Genomic DNA, 19656 nt, shown 5'->3' on the forward strand with positions numbered 1-19656 from the left:
GCCAATGTCAACAAATGTTGTTTCTCCCGGAACCCAGCATCATTCCGCAACTGCGCTCAATCACAGGACGCAGGTGTTTTGGACCGTGGTGGTGGCCGGCCTCGAGATGGTCGTGGTCGTTGCTTGCGCCTATGGCGCATTCGTCGCGTATTCGGCGGCTGTCTACGGCGTGATCTTCTTCCGGGCCGAATATGCCCTGGCTTCCGTCGCGGCGGGAGCGCTGTACGTCGCCCTGTGTCTCGCCGACAACCAGTATGATCTGCTCGGCCCGGAATGGAACGAGCACAGCCGTTCGCGGGGCGGCGCCGCTATCGGTCTTTCATTCGTCATCTTGCTGACGATCGGCTACGTGACCGACAATCTCGACGACTATTCTCGCGGCACGTTCCTCGCGCAGCTGGTGGCCGCGTTGCTGGGCCAGATCGCGATCAGAGCGGTTCTCTGGCAAGTCATTGATCATGTGCGCCGGCGCGGGCAATGGCGCCGGGAAAGTATGGTCGTCTTGATCATGCCCGGCGCACAGGCCGTAGGCGATATTCGCGCGCGGCTGGCGGCACGGCACGAGCATATCCTGCGGTGGTACGACTTTCCCTCGGCGTCCGGGCAGGCGGGTGGCAATGCTTCCCTGGAGGAGCAGCTCTCGGAGATCCGGCGCGAATGCCGGGCGTTGCCTATCGACGCGGTGCTCATTCTGTTCGGCTCGGACAATATGGAGGTTGTCGCCGGCACCGTTGGGGCGCTGTCGGAGCTTCCAGTACGCATCCAGCTCTTGCCGGTGGAATTGGCCGAGCTCATGCGCCGCAGCCGCATCGGACACTATGGTCAGCAGCGGGTGCTCGAATTGTTCTGCGGGCCATGCTCGTTGCGGGATCGGCTGCTGAAGCGCAGTTTCGATATCATCGTCGCCGCCTCGGCACTGACCCTCCTGTGGCCGCTCTTCGTTGTCATCGCAACCTTGATAAAGCTCGACTCGCGGGGCCCGGTGCTCTTTCGGCAGACTCGTCTGGGTTTCAACAATGAGCCGATTCTGGTTTTGAAGTTCCGCAGCATGACGACTTTGGACGACGCGACCAACGAGTTTCGTCAGGCCGTCCGGAACGATCCCCGCGTAACCCGCATCGGACGGGTGCTGCGGCGGACGAACATCGACGAGCTGCCTCAGCTGTTGAATGTCCTCAGGGGCGAGATGTCCATCGTCGGGCCGCGGCCGCATGCCGTTGCCCATAATCACATGTTTGCAGACCAGATCCGTAGAATGTTCCGCCGGCATAACGTCAAGCCGGGGATCACCGGCTGGGCTCAGGTCAACGGCCTTCGCGGCGAGACCGATACGTTCGAGAAGATGCAGAATCGGATCGAACACGATCTCTACTACGTCGATAACTGGTCATTCTTCTTTGATCTGAAGATCATGGTCCTGACCGTCATATCGAAGCGCGCGTACACCAACGCATATTGAGCGACAAGGGAAGCGTCGATGCGGATCTGTTACTTCGTATCTGAATATCCCGCGGTCTCGCACACTTTCATTCGGCGCGAGATCGTCGAGCTCGAGAAGAACGGGATCTCCGTTCTCCGCGTCTCGCTTCGCAATAGTGGCCGCAAGCTGGTCGATCCGGACGACGTTAGCGAGAAGGGTCGCACGCGCTACATCTTCGACGGCAACCGCGCCAAGTTCGCCGCCGCCTTTGCCGACGCCTTGGTGCAGAGGCCAAAAGCTCTGGCAAAAGCCACTTGGGCTGCATTGAAAATGATGCGGCGCTCAAGTCGCCCGGCACCTCTGCACCTCGCCTATCTTGCCGAAGCGCTGGTCCTCGCGCGATGGGTGCTGCAGGAGAACATTCAGCACGTCCACGCGCATTTCGGAACGAATGGCGCGGAAGTCGCCATGCTCTGCCATATTCTCACCGGCGTGCCCTACAGTTTCACAATACATGGCCCGGATGAGTTCGACAGGCCCGAATATCTTGGCTTGCCCGCCAAGGTGAAGCATGCCGCATTCGTCTGTGTCGTGAGCTCGTTTACGGGAAGCCAGCTTTGCCGTTGGATCCCCCCGGAGGAGTGGTCGAAGATCAAGCTGGTGCGTTGCGGGCTGGACGCCGATTTCCTGGACATGCAGCCGCTCAAAATCGTTCCGAAATCGCAGCTGGTGACGGTCGGCCGCCTGAGCGAACAGAAGGGGCAACTGGTTTTGCTCCATGCCCTTGCGGTCCTGGCGCGCGAGGGCGTGCCGTTCAGGCTGACCATGGCCGGAGACGGTCCGCTGCGGCCGCAACTGGAGCGAAGCATCCGGGAACTCGGGCTGGACAAGCAGGTCGTGCTGGCGGGCTGGATGAGCAACGCCCAGGTCCGCGCCGCGATACGCGAGGCGAGGGCGCTGGTTCTGCCGAGCTTCGCCGAGGGATTGCCGGTGGTCCTGATGGAAGCGCTGGCGCTCGGCCGCCCGGTCATCACGACCTATGTCGCCGGCATTCCCGAGCTGGTCACGGAGCAGGCCTGCGGCTGGCTCGTGCCGGCCGGAAATATCGATCAACTCGCGGGCGCGATCAGGCAATGTCTGATGGCTCCCGACACACTCGTGAAGACCATGGGCTCGGCCGGGCGAAAGCGCGTGCTCGAGCAGCACGACATCGTCCAGGAATGCCGGAAGCTGGCAGCTCTCTTCAGGGCGAAGGCGTTTGATCCGGCGCCGATTGACGGGGCAGACGAGGTCGATGAGCCCGCGAGCGCCTATGAAGCGGCGACCGCCGAGGGTCATGGAGCGAGAGCTGACAACGTGGTCACGCTTCGCCCCGGCCACTCGGCCTGCGCGAATGGGTGATCACGCGGTGATGGGCCACGAGAGGAAAGAGGAGCGCCTGAGTGGTTGACGTCACCGTCATCGTTCCAACGCATAATCGTCGGCACATGCTGCCCCAGGCAGTCCATTCCGTCCTGCGCCAGCACAGCGTTTCAATCGAACTCGTTGTGGTCAACGATGGTTCGACCGACGACACGCGGCCGTGGCTCGATCGCCTCGCGGCTACGGATCCGCGCGTTGCGGTCGTGCATCATGAACAGCCGCGCTTCATATCGGGCGCGCGGAACGCCGGTCTTGCGCGCGCCGCGGGGCGCTGGGTGGCATTCTGCGACGATGACGATCTATGGGCGCCGGACAAGCTGGCTAAACAGCTAGGCGCCTTGCGCGCGGGTTCGGCGCGGTGGGGGTGTACGGGTGTCGCGGTCGTCGACGAGAACCTGGGCGTCATCGGTCATCATCACGTCGAGGGGGGCGATGTGCTGGCAGCTCTGCTCGAAAGCAATCGGATCCCGACGGGATCGACGGTGATCGCCGAACGCGACCTTGTCCGGGAGGTCGGAGGCTTCGACACTGCGCTGCGGGGCTCCGAGGATTGGGATCTCTGGATCAGGCTGGCGCGGCATTCGCCGCTGGCGGCCGTTGACCGGCCCCTGATTGCCTATCGCCTGGGCCGGCAATCGCTGTCGATGAACATCAATCCCATGCGGGCGGGGCGTCTGGTCATCGCCGAGCGGTACGCGGCACTGGCGGCGGCCTACAGCGTCAGCTCGGACGAGGCGGGGCATGAACGCTATCTCGCCAGGCAGCTTCTGCGCGGTGGCGCGCGGTGGCGCGCCGCTACCATTTTCGCGGCGCTCGCGTTCAGGCACGGCAAATGGCGGGAACTGCCGCGCGTCGCCGCCGCGCTGATAGCGCCGCAGATGACGGATCGGCTCGGTCAGGCGCGCGCCGCGGCCGCGGTCCCCATCTCCTGGCGTCAGGAGGTCGAACTCTGGCTGCAACCGATCCGCGATGCCAGCCAGGTGAGCACGCAGCATCCTCGAGCTTGGATCGGGGCCAGGGAGCGGGAAGCATGAAACCGACACTCCGCATGGTCGGCGCTGTCCCGGGCGGTGCGCTTCAGGGCGACGCGGATCGCGTCTCGCCGACCACCTCTGTGCGAGCGGCCAATAGTGAGGCGATCTGGAGCCTGCTGCGCGCCACGGTGTTCGGCGTCCTGCTGATCCGGGCCTCGTCCGACCCGATCTTCAATCTGCTGACGGGAGACGCCGGCGGCTCGTCGATGGGCGTGGGCGCCCTCTTCAATGTGCTCGTGATCGCGCTTTCAGTCGTCTTTCTCGCGCGGGAGCCGATGAGGGCGCCGTTTGCCGTCTTGGCGCTATGGGGACCGTTCCTGCTGATCGCCTTCGGCTCGACATTTTACGCGCCGGACTTCACCGCTGCGGCGCGGATTGCTTTCGTGCTGCTAACCTACTGGGCGTTTTTCGCGATTCCGTTCTTCATCTTGCGGTCGGTCCGCGATGTCTCCCAGTTCGTCCTTGTGGTAATCGGATCGTCCATCCCGCCCACGCTTTACGCGTTTGTCGATATTGCACGCGGTCTCTCCGATTTTGCCGAGTTCCGTCTGCAGAGCACGTTCTCGCATCCGAACATCTATGCCTTCTATCTCGTGCTGGTGCTGGGGCTGGCGCTCTATGTCAGAGCATCGCGGATCATTCGCGTGACACCGCGCATCTACATGCTGGTCACGCTCTACATCCCGCTCCTGACAGCATTTCTGATGCTCACCAAAACGCGCAGCGCCTGGGGCGCGTGCGGCCTGATGTTTCTGGTTTACGCGCTCAAGATCGACCGCCGGTTTCTCGCCGGCTTTCTCCTGGTTCCGGTACTGTTCATCGCAAATCCCAGCCTGATGGATCGGTTGACGGACATCACGGCTGCAACGGAGGTCGACAACTTCGACCAACTCAACGAAAGCAACCGGCTGAACTCATACGTCTGGCGGCAAGCGCTGTGGGAATCCGCGATTCCGCAGGCGCTGGAGCGGCCGCTTCTCGGGCACGGCCTGGAGTCGTTCAAGCCGGCGACGCCGAGCTTCTTTCCGCTGATCGGCCCTCAAGGCATCGACGGCCACAACTTCTATCTGCAGATGAGCTTCGAACTGGGGCTGCTTGGTCTTCTTGCGTTCGCTTGGCTGATTGGTTGGGTGGCCTATCGCCTGGTGAGGGCGATGCCGCGCGATCCGCCAGGACTTCTGGTGATGTTGTGCCTTCTCGTTGCCTATGTGCTTGAGTCCTATTCGGACAACATGCACTTCTATCTGTCGTTCAATTGGTACTTCTGGTTTATCATGGGTACGATGTGTGCCTGGATACGCCGGGAGGAAATGCTTGCGGCGGCGCCCAATAGAAATCGCCGGATGATCATGTAGCGCCGAGCAGGCGCTCGCGTGGCCGGCCGTGTCGCAACGAAAGCTGCCAGCCGACTTCGCTGCCCAACGATCGCGCTCTGGCCGCCGGCTTCAGCAGGTCCGGACGGGGTCGGCTCGTCCCGCCGTTTCCTCGCCTCTCTCCCCGTCGTCAGGTGCTGTCGATGCGGCTTTGAAGCTCCACCGCAGGAACGGAGGCTGATCCTCCAGCGTTTGCTCTGTGAATGCCACTGCAGGCGGACGGCGCCGGGTGGGGGGAAGGTCAGGCGCTGACGTTATCGTCGTATCACGACGCGACCGCGCCGGCAGGGTGCTTCTCCTCATCCGCAAGTTTGTCAGGCCGCGCCGGGCGTAGGAATCGCGGCCCTCTTTTTGATTGAGCCCCATGCTGGACAAGAGCAGCCATCCACCGGTCGTAGAGAGTGCTGAAGGAGCCGGCTACCGGATCGACAGACGGCCGCGGCCGTCGTTCGGCCTGGGCAGCCTCCGGAGCCGCAAACGACTTCTCGGTATCGGTGCGCTTCTATGTCTGGCGATCGCCGGCATCTATGTCGGATCCCGTTCGACGACATACACCGCTTCCAGCCAGTTGCTCGTCTACATCAGACAGGTCCTCACGGGCCCCGATATGGCGGTCCTGCCGGGCCGGGCGGATCTTCCGATGGTTCAGAACCAGATGGAGCTTCTTCGCTCCGGCAATGTGCTGACCCAGGTGATTGACGCGCTGCAACTGACCCAGGACCCAGAATTCGCCGCCGATGGCCGGGCCCCGTCGGGGCCGCAAAAGGGCGATGCCGCGCAGGCTTCCTCGGAAGCGGCGCAGAACGGGCCCGCCTATAGCGCGACGCTGAAAGCGATCAACAGCAAACTCGGCGTTCGTCAGGTCGGAACGAGCCATATGATCACGGTGAGTTTCAAAGCCTCTGACCCCGAGAAGGCTGCGCGCATCGTCAACAGCGTGATCCGTGTCTATCTGCAGGAGCGCGGACGGGCATCGGATGCGGCCTCGTCGAAGGCGCCTACGCTACGCGAGCTCTATCAGAACCTCGGCCCGAGCGCTCAGGTGGTTTCGGAAGCCGAGCCGCCGGTTAAGGCAGACGGACCGCCGGCGATATTGATCCTCGTTGCCGCGGCGTTGTTTGGCCTCTGCGCCGCCGCGGCCGCCGCCATCCTGCTCGACGTGATCAACGATACGGTCCGCAGCGCGCAACAGATGGAATATGTCCTCGACCTGGAGTGCCTGGGCATGGTGCCGCGCTTCCCGAGCCTGGGTTCATCGGGGGAGGACGCCGCCGCCCGGCATCTGTTCGCATCCGAAGCCCAGGTCTTGCGACGCGTGGCTGCTACGTTGCAGGGCACCTCCCTGCGGGGGCTGCGGACGATCGGCGTGACGTCGACTTTGGCGGGCGAGGGGGCAACGACGCTTGCCATCGGCCTGGCGAAGATGGCGGCAGCCTCGGGAAAGCGTGTCCTGCTGATCGATGCCGTACCGGAAAACCCCTCGGTCTCGCGTTGGGTTGCGAGCCTCTCGCGCTCTCCGCTCGGTCCTGGAGCAGATCAGACCGAAGCGCTTGGCCACAGCGTCAAGGCGCAGGCCGGGCTGCATGTCCTCCCGCTGGCCGAACGGCCCGAGGGAAGGCTCCGTCCGATGCGGCGCGATCTGCTGGACGAGATCCTGAGAGCGGCCGAAGGCTCCTATGACCTGGTGATCGTCGATATGCCATCGCTCGTGGCAGGTCCCGAGGTGCGGGCGGCTGCTCAGTCCCTGGATGGCTTCCTGCTCGTCGTGAAATGGGGAGCCACGGAATCCGAGCTTGTCCGGCAGGCTTTTCAATCCACTGGTCAGGCCCGGCCTAAATTCATCGGCACGGTGCTCAACATGGCCGATGAAGCGGCGATGAAACGTTATGGATACAGACGGCCTGAAGAAATGAAGGTCGAGACCGCTTCCTGAGACAAGAAAAGCCGAGCCGCGGTCCGCGGGCATTTACGGAAGGAGAGTATCATGAAGGTCGTGCTCTTTTGCGGTGGTGCCGGCATGCGGCTCCGGGGCTATGTTGATGATGTGCCTAAGCCCATGGTGCAAATCGGCTCTCGCCCCATTCTCTGGCATCTGATGAAGTATTATGCCCATTTCGGCCATAAGGACTTTATCCTCTGCCTGGGCCACAAGGGTTATGCCATCAAGGATTACTTCCTGAAGTATGACGAGTCGATCTCGAACGACTTCGTCTGGTCCCGTGGCGGCCAGAAGATCGACTTCATCAACCGCGACAGCGACGACTGGACGATCACCTTCGTGGAGACCGGCCTGCACGCGACGATCGGCGAACGACTGAAGGCCGTGCAGCCCTATCTGCGTGGCGACGAGTATTTCCTCGCGAACTACGGCGACGGTCTCAGCGATCTGCACCTTCCGACGATGATCGAGGAGATGCGGCAGAGCAGCGCAGTTGGCTCCCTGCTTCTCGTGCAGCCGACGGCGAGCTTCGATATCGTCAGGACGACGCCGGACAGCAAGGTTGCCGAGGTGTCGGCGCTGAGTCACTCCGATATCTGGATCAATGGTGGTTTCTTCGTCTTCCGGAACGAGATCTTCGACTACATCAATCCCGGCGACGAACTGGTGCGGGAGCCTTTCGCGCGGCTGATCCAGCAACAAGCCTTGTTGGCGCATAAATGTACCGGCTTCTGGCAGTGCATGGACACCTTCAAGGACAAGCAGCGCCTTGAGGAACTCAATGACACCAATCCACCGTGGAAGGTGTGGAAGGACTGCGCCGCCGTCTCATGCCCCGCGACGACGCCGGTCGCTCCCGCGGTACCGCAAGCGGCCCCCACGATGCCGCAAGCGGCTCCCACGATGATGCAGGTGGGGTGATCATGCTTCGCCTGAAGCCGGATGGCGGCGGCGCTGCCCCTTTGCAGGTCCTGTGCCTGGGCTGTCACTCCGACGACATTGAGATCGGTTGCGGCGGAACAGTGCTGCAGCTCGCAGCGGAGCGCCCGGACGCCGTGTTCCATTGGGTTGTCTTTAGCGCGAACGGGGTTCGCGCATCGGAAGCGGAAAGCGGAGCGCGACAATTCGTCGACCCCGCCCGCATGAAGCGGGTCATCCTGAAGGATTTTCAGGATGGCTACATGCCTTTCGTCGGAGCCGACATCAAGAACGTCTTCGAAGAGCTCAAGCGAGAAGTGTCTCCGGACATCATCTTCACGCACAACCGTCACGACTCCCATCAGGATCACCGGCTGATCGCCGAGCTGACTTGGAACACGTTTCGCAGTCACCTGATCCTGGAATACGAGATTCCGAAGTATGACGGCGATCTCGGGCAGCCGATCGTCTTCAATGCTCTTTCAGACGATGTCTGCGAAAAGAAAGTCGATTTGATCCTCAATACCTTTAAATCCCAGAGCAACAAGCATTGGTTTGACCGCTCGACCTTCATGGCACTGATGCGGCTGCGCGGAATCGAGTGCAACGCGCCCAGTGGATATGCCGAGGCATTCTATGCCCGAAAGTTGATGCTCTGAACCGGCACTCGAGAACAAGATGCAGGACTTAAAGAACAGAACTGCGCGCGCCGGGCTGATCAATGTCGGCGCGCGCGGGCTCGGCTTCATGATCCGCATCCCGTCGCTCATGATTCTGGGGAGACTGCTGACGCCGGAAGACTATGGCCTGGTCACCATGGTGACAGCCTTCACCGGTGTACTCAATATGGTCGGTTGCTTCGGTTTGTTTCAGGCCGCCATTCAGCGCGACGAGTTGAGCGAAGAAGAGTCCTCGTCACTGTTCTGGCTGAACATGGCATCCGGCACCTTGCTCACGCTGATTACCCTCGCAGCCTCCCCCCTGGTCAGCGCGTTTTACGGCGAGCCGCGCCTTCTCGCGATCATGGACGTGATCGCCTTCACCTTCGTCATCACCGCCGCGGGCATCCAGCATGGCGTGATGCTGCAGCGGCGGATGTCGTTCGGGACCTCGGCGAAGGTCGATATCTGCGCTTTGCTGATCGCGACCGCCGTGTCGATCGAGATGGCCAGGACCGGCTACGGCTATTGGGCGATCGTGTCGATGACCATCACGCTGCCGCTCGTCACGACCATCGGCTTGTGGCTATCGACACGCTGGATTCCAGGCCGCCCGCGGGGCGCGGCCGGCCTGCGTTCGATACTGCGGTTCGGCATCGGCACGACGCTGACCGGTTTCCTCTCCTATGTCACGAACAATATCGACAAGCTTCTGCTTGGCCGCGTCTGGGGCACCGAAGCCGCCGGGCTTTATGGTCGCAGTTTCTATCTGATCAATTTTCCGACCGAGAGTCTGAGCACCACCATCGGGGAGGTGGCTTTTGCTGCGCTGTCGCGGACCAAGAGCGATCTCAACCGCTTCCGGCGCTTCTTCCTGAAGGCCTATTCGCTGGTGGTGACGTTGACCTTGCCCCTGACGGTCGTCTGCACGCTCTTCGCCAACGATCTGATCGTGGTGGTCTTGGGGCCGAAATGGGCGAGCGCTGCCGAAATATTCAGGATCCTTGCTCCGACGATCCTGGTCTTTGCAATTTCCAATCCGCTCGGCTGGCTGCTCAATGCGCTCGGCATGGTCAAGCGCGGGGTGTATATCGGGCTGTTCTCCGTCTCACTTATGATCACGGGCGTGCTGATCGGGCTTCCTTACGGCCCACGCGGTGTCGCAATGGCCTATTCCGCCGTCATGGTGCTCAAGGTGATCCCGGTGACCATTTGGGCGCTGCGTGATACCGGGGTTCGATACCGTGAGTTTGTCGGGACACTGGCGAGACCGCTGGCTGCGAGCCTGGTCGCGGGAATGATCGCTTATGTGGTGCATGCGCTCGCCGCGCCGGCGTTGTCGCCGCTGTCGCGTCTTGCGCTGGATCTGGGCTCGTTTGGCGCAACCTATGTCGCGGCACTGCTTCTCATCGCAGGTGAGAAGGCACTGCATCTTGATCTCTTTCGCAACGCGGGAGCTACGTCTCCCATCTGACGCAGCTGCTACTCCCGCGGGCCCGGCGCTCGCTACCACGGCAGCCGATATGCCAAGCAGGCGAGGTCGCGAAATCCCCCGGTTCAAAAAGGAAATTCATATTCGAGTACAGTCTTGTGCCGGAACTCCGGAAATATGACGGGCATTGTTGATGTACAGGGGGCAGAAATTTAGAGGTGGCGCATGCACTTCGCGAAGACAAGCGTCGATGGGGCGATGGTAATCGAACCCGCTCCGCATGCCGATATCCGCGGGCGTTTCATGCGCGCTTGGTGTCTCAAGGAATTCGCCGATCAGGGGATCGCGTTCGAGCCTGTCCAGGCGAATATGGGGCGCAGCACGAAACGCGGGACGGTTCGCGGAATGCACTTCCAGGAAGCGCCGGCCAGCGAGGCCAAGCTGGTGCGCTGCACGCGGGGCGCGATGTTCGACGTGGTCCTGGATCTGCGGCCGGATTCGCCGAGTTACGGCGCCTGGCACGGCGTGGTGCTGAGCTGCGACAACGGGCGCATGCTCTACCTACCCGAGGGTTGCGCGCATGGATACCAGACCCTCGAGGCGGATACCGAGATGCACTACATGACATCGGCCTTCTATGCGCCGACGGCTGTCAGGGGCGTGCGCTTTGACGATCCGGTCTTCGGCATCGTGTGGCCCTTGGACGTAACCGAGATTTCTGAGCAGGACCGCGACTGGCCGCCGGCAGCACATGTGCTCGGCCATGTCGCCTCTACCCCCTATCTGACCGTGTGACGGATGTTGCGGGTTTTTTCGGATGGCCTCGTTCGACGATGTCACTGCGCCGGCAGGACGTCGCTGCGGCGTGACGTGGTGCGAACAGCAACTGCGGCGGCCGATCGGGATGGTGCAGGCTTCGAGGCGCCGCGTCTGCGTCGAGGCAGCCTCGTGATCTAAGGAGCTGTAGCGCAGCCGAGCACGTCCGTGGGCCCTGAGGCGCTTCAGAATAGACGATGACGTGATCAGTCTGGAGCTAGATCAGCCATGCTGAATCGTTCTTTCTGGCAGAACCGCAAAGTGTTCGTCACCGGACACACGGGCTTCACCGGCAGTTGGCTGTCATTGTGGCTGGATGCGCTCGGGGCGGAGGTCACCGGCTACGCGCTCGAGCCGCCGTCCGAGCTGAACCTCTTCGAGCAGGCGAGGGTCGGCGAATGCGTGCGCTCGATCCGCGGCGATGTCCGGGATTTCGCTCACCTCAAGTTGGCGCTCGCCGAATGCAGGCCCGACGTGGTCATCCACATGGCCGCCCAGTCGGTGGTTCGCAGCGGCTATGAAGAGCCGGTCGAGGTCTATGGGACGAACGTCATGGGCACTGTCCATCTGCTGGAGGCGGTGCGCCAGCTCAAGCGCCCCTGCGTCGTGGTCAACGTAACCAGCGACAAATGCTACGAGAATCAGGAATGGGTCTGGGGCTATCGCGAAAGTGATCCGATGGGTGGTCACGACCCGTATTCCAATTCCAAGGGCTGTGCCGAGCTGGTGAACAGCGCTTATCGCGACTCCTATTTCTCGCCGGAAACCTTGTCCAAGCACGGCGTCGCGTTGGCGAGCGTTCGCTCGGGAAATGCCATCGGAGGCGGTGACTGGACCGCCAATCAGCTCATCCCGGATCTGGTCCGGGCTTTCCTGGGGCGCCGGCCCTGCCGCATTCGCAGCCCCTCGGCGATCAGGCCCTGGCAGTTCGTCATGATGCCGCTCCACGGCTACCTGCTGCTGTGCGAGAGGCTCGCCGAGGACGGAGCCCGCTACGCATCGGGATGGAATTTCGGGCCGGTGGAGACGGATGCCAAGCCGGTTTCCTGGATCGTCGAAAAGCTCGTGAAGCTATGGGGCGACGGCGCCTCCTGGACGCTCGACGCGACGGCTCATCCCGCAGAAGCGAAGCTGCTGCGTCTTGATACCGCCAAGGCGAGGGCGGCTCTCGACTGGCATCCGGTCCTCCAGCTCGATCAGGGCCTGGCCTGGACCGTCGAATGGTATCACGCCTTTCAAGGAGGGCAGGATCTCCAATCCCTTACGCGCCGACAGATCGAGCGCTACGAATATCTGCTTCAGGACTATGCCGCGCAGGACGCGGCCAGAACGCGGCCCAAACCAGCTGCGCCGATGCCTTTGCTTCCGATGGCCAAAGGTTGACCTCGTAAAGGAGCGCGGCACCCAAAGGACGTGCATCCATGCCAAACGTCATCGTGCTTGAAAACGGAATGGCCGGCCGCGGTCCGGCGGGCGGCCTCTGGGACGAAGGCATGGCGCCGGTTATCCGTGACAGGAATTCGCACGATGGCGGGAATACGATGTGGTCAGGCCATGAGCCGGCGTCAGCCCATCCGCAGCCACGCCAACGCGAATTTTCGAACGGCATGCGGAGGAGTTGCGACGCACTGATCCTGTGCGTGCTGATGCGCGGCGCTTCGCCTTCGCGGCGATGCGGAGGAGCTAAGGCGCGCGGCGGATCACCTGATACCGGCATGGACGAAGTCTTGGCTCGTACGGGCAGTCGCGACGTTCGGTTTAGAGCGTCTTTTTCTGACGGGTTGTCTTATGTCTAATAAAGTAAAAATGGATTCGATCCGATATAATAGAATGCCTCCAAGAGGTCATGCAATATGAAAAATAAACATCGTCCGTTTGTAAGCGTTGTGACGCCGTTGGGGGATGGCGGTGAATTCTTTCGGGAGTGCATCGAGAGTGTCATTTCGCAGACTTATAATGATTTTGAGTACATTATTCTGAGTAATTCAGCGGATGAAGATAGTTTGCGTGTTGCTGACGAATATAGTCGGCGAGACAATCGCGTTAAAATTTATAAAAACAAAGATATGCAACAAGGTATTGCGGGATATAATAAAGCTTTTGAATTGATTTCAGAGAAAAGTAAGTATTGCAAGATGGTTCTGGGAGAGGATTGGATCTACCCGGAATGCCTGGAAAAAATGGTGGGTCTCGCTGAGGAGAACCCGAATGTCGGTATTGTCGGTGCGTATCAACTGAGTGGCGGCCGGGACATATGGTACGTCCGGAATCTCGGATTGCCGTATTCGAAGACCGTTATTTCGGGTCGAGACATTTGTCGTTCTTACCTCCTCGGGACGCAGAGAGTGTTTGGAAACCCGACATCGGTTCTATATCGCTCGGATCTGGTGCGGAATACTGAAGCGTTCTTTCCCAACCCGACTCAGGAAGCAGATATCAGCGCCTGCCTTAAGCATCTGCGATATGCGGATTTCGGTTTCGTGCATCAGGTTCTCGCGTACGAACGAATTCATTATCGCAGAGCAACGACCTCCTCTCTCGAATTCAATGCCTATGTCTCGGCAGAGATCAGCGACTGCCAGGAATATGGCGACTGGTACCTGACCAGACGCGAACGCGAGGAGCGTATCGGGGAGCTGCTGGACCAATACTATTCGTATTTGTCCGCCAGTGCGTTCAAATTCAAGGATAGGAAATTCTGGGATTATCACGCCGAGCGCCTGCGTGATCTCGGATATCAGTTCGACGGGCGCAAGCTGTCCATGGGAATTGTGGCAAAAGCATTCGATCTGATCTTGAACCCGAAAGAGACATTCCAGATGCTGAGCGGGCGAATTCGCTTGCACTATATGCTGAGAGGTGCGCGCGCGACATCGAAAGGTGGATGACGCTCGACCTCAAGGGTTTGCTTCAATTTGGCTCGAAGCTCGCTTCGGTCGAGAAAGTCGAGTGCGAACGACGCCCGGAGCAATTTCATGGAATTTCCAACGGGCGGAGTGTTGGGAATTCTCACAGGGTCGTTTGCGAGATTGCCGATGGCCGGCATGTTGGGGTGGCGGCCATGTTCCAGGCTTGAAGAGCCGACTTTGATCGCACCCAGCAGCGCTGTTCTTGTGGGGATGGTAGGCTGAGCTTTCGGGAATCTGCCTCGGTGCGGCACACAGCTATCGGGCAAGAGGCGGAGCTCTTGGCACATGCTCAGAATGTCGTCTGCATTTTAGGTTAACCCATGGGTGCTGTGGAATTTAATCGATAAAAAACAAGCCGATAATCAAGGTTCGGTGCGACGTGACGCAAGGGCAGAGTCGGTGCGAAGTCTTGGGGCAATGGTAAATGATTTGCTAATTGGCTTGCCGGTCGTGTGAATTTTAGCTATCAATGATCTCTGCCGATGCCGACCGTTCGACTCCACGTCGAGCTGATGACTAATTCGTTACGGGCATTTCAGTGGCTGAAAAATTCCCTGACGATTCAAGGCAAATATAGGGCCGATCAAATATCGACCGCAGCGAGAGTGCGTTGCGCAAGTATCTGTTGGCCGAATATCGTCGAACCTGATATTTGCAAGTAAAGCCTTATGCTATCTGTCGACGAATATTGATGATGACGGTTAAAGACGGCGCCTGGCCTATCTCGAGGGGATATGAGTTTTCCTGATGATTCAGGAGGGGCTAATGAGGGAGAGTAAAGCGTATGGTATCGTCCTCATTGGAAAATACTCCCTGATGAAAGAAGGCATCGCCCGGGTTCTTCTAGAGAAGAATTTTCGCATTCTTTCTGCGTCATCCTATGAAGAGCAATTGGCGAGCAAGCTTCGAGCCCAGAGGCACATGTTTCTCATCGCCCATACCAGCGATGATTTCGATCTCGCAGTGGCGGAAATCGAGCTGGTAAAGGACCAGCACCCGAACGTGCCGATCGCCGTGGTGACGGATCACTATGAGCCTAACGAGCCAGCTTTGGCGTTCAAGGCTGGGGCAAGCGGTTACCTCGCCAACGTCATTTCCTGCGATTCCTTCGTCAAGTCGATCGAGCTGGTGATGCTGGGTGAGACAGTGTTCCCGCCTGCATTCCCGTCATCGGCGGCCTCCTCGGCCAAAAAAAATCGCCGCCCTAAAGCCGTCCCCGTTCCCAACGACGATGAACAGGTTGCGTCATGCTCTCCGCCTGAGAGTGCGGGCGCGCCGCTGCTTTCTCCGCGGGAAATGGCGATCTTGCGTTGTCTGATCGAAGGGGACGCCAACAAGTCCATCGCGCGAAAGATCGATATCGCCGAGGCGACGGTAAAGGTTCACGTCAAAGCCATTCTGCGCAAGATCCGGGTTCAGAACCGAACGCAGGCTGCGATCTGGGGAATGAACAACGCATTGCAGCTGCAGCCGGCGAACAACAACTCCCAGTTCTCTTCCACCGATGCGGACAAAGCGCTCATGAAGTCCGCCGCCAGCGTTTATCAAGTCTGACGGAGTCCGCTAGGTCTTGGGTAGCGGCCTTCTGATGGACCGAAGGCGCATGAACGGAGATCTGGCCGACGCAGATTGCCGGCCGCGCGGCCCTTCGTCGGCAGGAGTTTGCCTGCGCAGTGCGCAGGAGGTCGCCGATGCCCGTTCTGTCAGGCGTGTGATCTCATCCCCAGCCCGGACGCCAGGCGTTCGAACCGGCGGCGATCGCGACGGAGTTGCGGGCCGCGTCGTCGGCTCTCTCGAGAGGCTGTCGCCTGCACGCTGCCGCGCCGGTTGCGATCTGCTCGGGCGGATCGTCGCAAATTCGCAAGTCATAAGCGGCTTTGATTGCACTTCGGCCGAAATCTAGCCGAAGTTCGGTCTTGAGCCTCCGCGGCGGCTTTCCTAGCCTGTTCGGTAATCGGTCGCGACAAGATCGAATGGATAGGGAGGACGGCCATCGCCTTGCCCTGGCACAGGTTGAGCCCGGACGAGCTCGCGCTGCTCGAAGCGACCTTCTGGTCGGGCGGCGTTGCGCGCTATGCTTTGGCCGATGCTCTGCAATTCTCGCGCAGCAAGACCAATGCGCTGGCGGCGGGGCTGCTCGATCAGGGCTTGCTCGACGAAGCCGGGTTTCAGCATTCGACCGGCGGGCGCCGCCCCGAGACGCTGCGGGTCAATGGCCGCATCGGCGTCCTCGTCGGCGTCGATATCGGCGCGACCAGCCTCGACGTGGCGCTGCTTCAGCCGGACCTTTCGATCATCGCGCGCCATTCCCAGGAAGCCGATGTCGGCGCCGGGCCCGGCCCGATCATGGCTCGGCTGCGCAGCCTGCTGCCGGCGATGCTCGCGCAGAACGGCATCGCGCCGGACCGCGTCCTCGCCATCGGCATCGGCGTGCCCGGCCCGGTCAACTTCGCCATCGGCCAGCTCGTCAATCCGCCGCTCATGCCCGGCTGGGACAGCTACGCCATCCGCGACGATCTGCGCGAAATCACCGCTGCCCCCGTCTTCGTCGACAACGACGTGAATCTCATGGCGCTCGGCGTGCTCTGGCGGCAGCGCAAGCAGATCGACAATTTCCTGGTGATCAAGGTTGGCACCGGCATCGGCTGCGGCATCGTCTGCCATGGCGAGCTCTATCGCGGCGCCACCGGCTCGGCCGGCGACATCGGTCATATCTGCGCCGATCCGGAGGGGCCTTTGTGCCGCTGCGGCAATCGCGGCTGCGTCGAGGCCATGGCGGCTGCGCCCGCCATCGTTGCGATGGCGATGGAGGCGGCCAAGAGCGGGCGCAGCCCGGCGCTCGCCGCGAAGCTCGCCGAGATGGGCAGGGTGGAGGCGGTCGATGTCGGCGCGGCGTCCCGTGCCGGCGATGCCGAGGCCGATGCGATCGTGCGTCGTTCCGGCCGGCTGATCGGGCAGGTGCTGGCGGCGCTCGTCAATTTCTACAACCCGTCCCACATCTTCATCGGCGGTGGCGTCGCGGCCATCGGCCCGATGTTCCTTGCCGCGATCCGGCAGAGCGTGAACCAGCGTTCGCTCGCCCTCTCGACCCGCCATCTCGAGATCACCGCCGCGCCGCTCGGCTCCGAGACGGGCCTGATCGGCGCGGGCGTGCTCGCCATGCGCGAAGCCTTGCGCAGCGGGAGCCCGGCATGAGCGAAGCGCCGCAGAAGCGAGCGGGCCTCTCCGTCGCTTTCGACGGGATCGTGAAGCGTTTTGGGTCGGTCCAGGTCCTGCATGGCGTCTCCTTTGTCCTCGAGCCCGGCCGCGTCTGCGGGCTGCTCGGCGAGAACGGCGCCGGCAAGTCCACCCTTATGAAGATCCTCGCGGGCTATGAGCAGCCGAGCGAAGGCCGGGTGCTGATCGATGGCGAGCCCGTTTCCTTCTCCGGCTCCCGCGACGCCGAGGCGCGCGGCATCGTGCTGATCCATCAGGAATTCAACCTCGCCGAGGATCTGACGATCGCCGGCAACATCTTCCTCGGGCATGAGCGCCGCAAGCGCTGGTTCCTCGACGAACGCGCCATGCACCGCGAAGCACAGGCGGCGCTCTCGGAGGTCGGCCTCGCCCGCGATCCGGACGAGCCGGTGCGTCGCCTGATCGTTGCCGAGAAGCAGCTTGTCGAGATCGCCAAGGCCCTGTCGCGCAAGGCGCGCTTCCTCATCATGGATGAGCCGACCGCGACGCTGACGCCCTCGGAAGTGGCGCGCCTTTTCGGGTTGATCGAGCGGATGAAGGCGCAGGGCGTCACCATCGTCTACATCTCGCACAAGCTCGACGAGGTCGAGCGCATTACCGACGAAGTGGTGGTGATGCGGGACGGCCGGCTGGTCGGCCGCGCGTCCACTGCCTCGCTCACCCGCCACGACATGGCGACGATGATGGTCGGCCGCGAGATCGCCGATCTCTTCCCCGACAAGGTAGAGCCGGAGGCGGCGGCAGCTCCGGCGCTGCAGGTCGCGGGCTTCACGGTCCCGGGCTGGGCGCAGGATATTTCCTTTGCCGTGCGGCCGGGCGAGATCCTCGGCTTCGCCGGGCTGGTCGGCGCCGGCCGCACCGAGCTGTTCGAAGGCCTCATGGGCCTGAGGCCGGGCAGTGGCGCGATCCGGCTCGGCGGCAAGCCGGTCGCGCTGCGCTCGCCGCGCGACGCCGCTCGCAACGGGCTCACCTATCTGAGCGAGGACCGCAAGGGAAAGGGGCTGCACACCGCCTTGCCGCTAGGCCCCAACCTGACGCTGATGGCGCTGGAACGCTATTCCCGGCCCTGGCTCGATCAGGGCGCCGAGCGTGACGCGCTGAAGGGCGCCGTCGCCGAGTTCGGCATCCGCGCTGGCTCGCTGGAGGCTCGCGCCGCCTCCCTTTCCGGCGGCAACCAGCAGAAGCTGGCGCTCGCCAAGGTGCTGCATCCGCAGCCGAAGGTGCTGGTGCTGGACGAGCCGACGCGCGGCGTCGATGTCGGCGCCAAGCGCGAAATCTATTTCCTGATCCAGAGGCTGGCGGCCCAGGGACTTGCCGTCATCGTCATCTCGTCCGAGCTGATCGAGTTGATCGGGCTAGCCCATCGCGTCGCGATCATGCGCGAGGGCCGGCTCGTGACGGTGGTGGGTGGCGACGAACTCACCGAAGAGACCATGATCGCCTATGCAACGGGAGCGCGCCATGTCGCAGCCTGAGACCTTGCAGGCCGGGCCGGCGGCAGCGCGCCGGGAGGCGGGAACCCCACTCGCCGAGCGCATCGCCAGCATTGGCCCGATCGTCGGCCTGATCCTGCTCTGCGGTCTGGGTGCGCTGCTCAACGGCGACTTCGCCACGCTCGACAATGGCTTGAACGTGCTCACCCGCACCGCCTTTATCGGCATCATCGCGGTGGGCATGTGCTTCGTCATCATCCTCGGGGGCATCGACCTGTCGGTTGGCTCGATGGCGGCGCTGATCGCTGGCTGCGTCATCATGTTCATCAACTGGGCGGCGGGCGCGCTGGGATCGCCTGTGCTCGCGGTCCTCTGCGGGGCGATGCTCGCGGTGCTGCTCGGAGCCGTCTTCGGCCTGATTCATGGCGTGCTGATCGCCAAGGGCCGCATCGAGCCCTTCATCGTCACGCTCGGCACGCTCGGCATCTTCCGCGCATATCTGACCTATTTCGCCGATGGCGGCGCGCTGACGCTGGAGAACAGCCTCGCCGACATCTACGCCCCGGTCTATTACGGCAGCCTGGCCGGCGTGCCCGTCCCCGTCATCGTCTTCCTGCTGGTCGCCGTGGTCGGGGCGCTGATCCTGAACAAGACGGTCTATGGCCGCCATGTCCAGGCGATCGGCTCCAACGAGACCGTTGCCCGCTATGCGGCTGTCGATGTCGAGCGGGTCAAGATCCTCACCTACATGCTGCTCGGTATCTGCGTCGGTATCGCCACGCTGCTCTACGTGCCGCGTCTAGGCTCGGCATCACCGACCACGGGCCTGCTCTGGGAACTGGAGGCGATCGCTTCCGTTATCGTCGGCGGTGCCGCGCTGAAGGGCGGACAGGGCAGCATCACCGGCACGGTCGTCGGCGCGATCCTGCTCTCGGTGATCGGCAATATTCTCAATCTGACGAGCCTGATCAGCGTCTATCTCAACGCTGCCGTGCAGGGCTTCGTCATCATCACTGTCGCGTTTTTGCAGAAAGGCCGCCGCTGAAGGTTGGCCACACAGGGAG

The 19656-nt window shown here is 61.9% G+C and carries 16 protein-coding genes; all 16 read left to right on the forward strand.

The window, feature by feature from the left end; genetic code table 11:
- Window positions 1-73 precede the first annotated feature (73 nt).
- The 16 genes from AB4Z16_RS10355 (at window position 74) to AB4Z16_RS10430 (ending at window position 19637) form a co-directional block, all read left to right on the forward strand.
- Complete coding sequence (locus AB4Z16_RS10355; RefSeq protein WP_441511261.1) at window positions 74-1459, forward strand: exopolysaccharide biosynthesis polyprenyl glycosylphosphotransferase; 1386 nt, start codon at window positions 74-76, stop codon at window positions 1457-1459.
- Window positions 1460-1477: 18 nt separating this feature from the next.
- On the forward strand, window positions 1478-2821 hold the full coding sequence (locus AB4Z16_RS10360) for a glycosyltransferase (protein ID WP_441511262.1): 1344 nt from the start codon (window positions 1478-1480) through the stop codon (window positions 2819-2821).
- A gap of 41 nt (window positions 2822-2862) precedes the next feature.
- Window positions 2863-3876, forward strand: coding sequence for a glycosyltransferase family 2 protein (locus AB4Z16_RS10365; protein ID WP_441511263.1), 1014 nt, complete (start codon window positions 2863-2865; stop codon window positions 3874-3876).
- Window positions 3873-5231: an O-antigen ligase family protein gene (locus tag AB4Z16_RS10370; protein WP_441511264.1), complete on the forward strand. Its 1359-nt coding sequence runs from the start codon at window positions 3873-3875 to the stop codon at window positions 5229-5231. Before AB4Z16_RS10365 ends, AB4Z16_RS10370 begins: the two co-directional genes overlap by 4 nt.
- 382 nt (window positions 5232-5613) lie before the next feature.
- Window positions 5614-7182, forward strand: a complete 1569-nt coding sequence (locus AB4Z16_RS10375) for a hypothetical protein (RefSeq protein ID WP_441511265.1) — start codon at window positions 5614-5616, stop codon at window positions 7180-7182.
- A gap of 51 nt (window positions 7183-7233) precedes the next feature.
- Window positions 7234-8109, forward strand: a complete 876-nt coding sequence (locus tag AB4Z16_RS10380; RefSeq protein WP_441511266.1) for a glycosyltransferase family protein — start codon at window positions 7234-7236, stop codon at window positions 8107-8109.
- A 2-nt stretch (window positions 8110-8111) separates the two neighbouring features.
- Window positions 8112-8765, forward strand: coding sequence for a PIG-L deacetylase family protein (locus AB4Z16_RS10385; RefSeq protein WP_441511267.1), 654 nt, complete (start codon window positions 8112-8114; stop codon window positions 8763-8765).
- A 19-nt stretch (window positions 8766-8784) separates the two neighbouring features.
- Window positions 8785-10239 carry a lipopolysaccharide biosynthesis protein gene (locus AB4Z16_RS10390; RefSeq protein ID WP_441511268.1) on the forward strand — a complete coding sequence of 485 codons (1455 nt, stop codon included), beginning with the start codon at window positions 8785-8787 and terminating at the stop codon, window positions 10237-10239.
- Between the two features lie 183 nt (window positions 10240-10422).
- On the forward strand, window positions 10423-10992 hold the full coding sequence (rfbC, locus tag AB4Z16_RS10395) for a dTDP-4-dehydrorhamnose 3,5-epimerase (RefSeq protein ID WP_441511269.1): 570 nt from the start codon (window positions 10423-10425) through the stop codon (window positions 10990-10992).
- A 249-nt stretch (window positions 10993-11241) separates the two neighbouring features.
- On the forward strand, window positions 11242-12396 hold the full coding sequence (rfbG, locus tag AB4Z16_RS10400; protein WP_441511270.1) for a CDP-glucose 4,6-dehydratase: 1155 nt from the start codon (window positions 11242-11244) through the stop codon (window positions 12394-12396).
- 470 nt (window positions 12397-12866) lie between these two features.
- Complete coding sequence (locus AB4Z16_RS10405) at window positions 12867-13901, forward strand: glycosyltransferase family A protein (protein WP_441511271.1); 1035 nt, start codon at window positions 12867-12869, stop codon at window positions 13899-13901.
- On the forward strand, window positions 13898-14089 hold the full coding sequence (locus AB4Z16_RS10410; RefSeq protein ID WP_441511272.1) for a hypothetical protein: 192 nt from the start codon (window positions 13898-13900) through the stop codon (window positions 14087-14089). The genes AB4Z16_RS10405 and AB4Z16_RS10410 overlap by 4 nt, the downstream gene beginning before the upstream one ends.
- Before the next feature lie 649 nt (window positions 14090-14738).
- Entirely contained in the window at window positions 14739-15476 is a 738-nt protein-coding gene (locus tag AB4Z16_RS10415; RefSeq protein WP_441511273.1) for a LuxR C-terminal-related transcriptional regulator, read from the forward strand.
- Between the two features lie 444 nt (window positions 15477-15920).
- Window positions 15921-17117 (forward strand): ROK family protein, encoded by a 1197-nt coding sequence (locus tag AB4Z16_RS10420; protein ID WP_441511274.1) that lies wholly within the window; start codon window positions 15921-15923, stop codon window positions 17115-17117.
- The gene (locus AB4Z16_RS10425) at window positions 17114-18634 is read left to right on the forward strand and encodes a sugar ABC transporter ATP-binding protein (protein WP_441511275.1); all 1521 of its coding nucleotides are present in this window, start codon (window positions 17114-17116) and stop codon (window positions 18632-18634) included. The genes AB4Z16_RS10420 and AB4Z16_RS10425 overlap by 4 nt, the downstream gene beginning before the upstream one ends.
- Window positions 18621-19637, forward strand: coding sequence for an ABC transporter permease (locus AB4Z16_RS10430; RefSeq protein ID WP_441511276.1), 1017 nt, complete (start codon window positions 18621-18623; stop codon window positions 19635-19637). The genes AB4Z16_RS10425 and AB4Z16_RS10430 overlap by 14 nt, the downstream gene beginning before the upstream one ends.
- The last annotated feature ends 19 nt before the right edge of the window (window positions 19638-19656 follow it).

The organism is Allobosea sp. TAF32 (genome assembly GCF_052113585.1).
Lineage (GTDB): Bacteria > Pseudomonadota > Alphaproteobacteria > Rhizobiales > Beijerinckiaceae > Allobosea.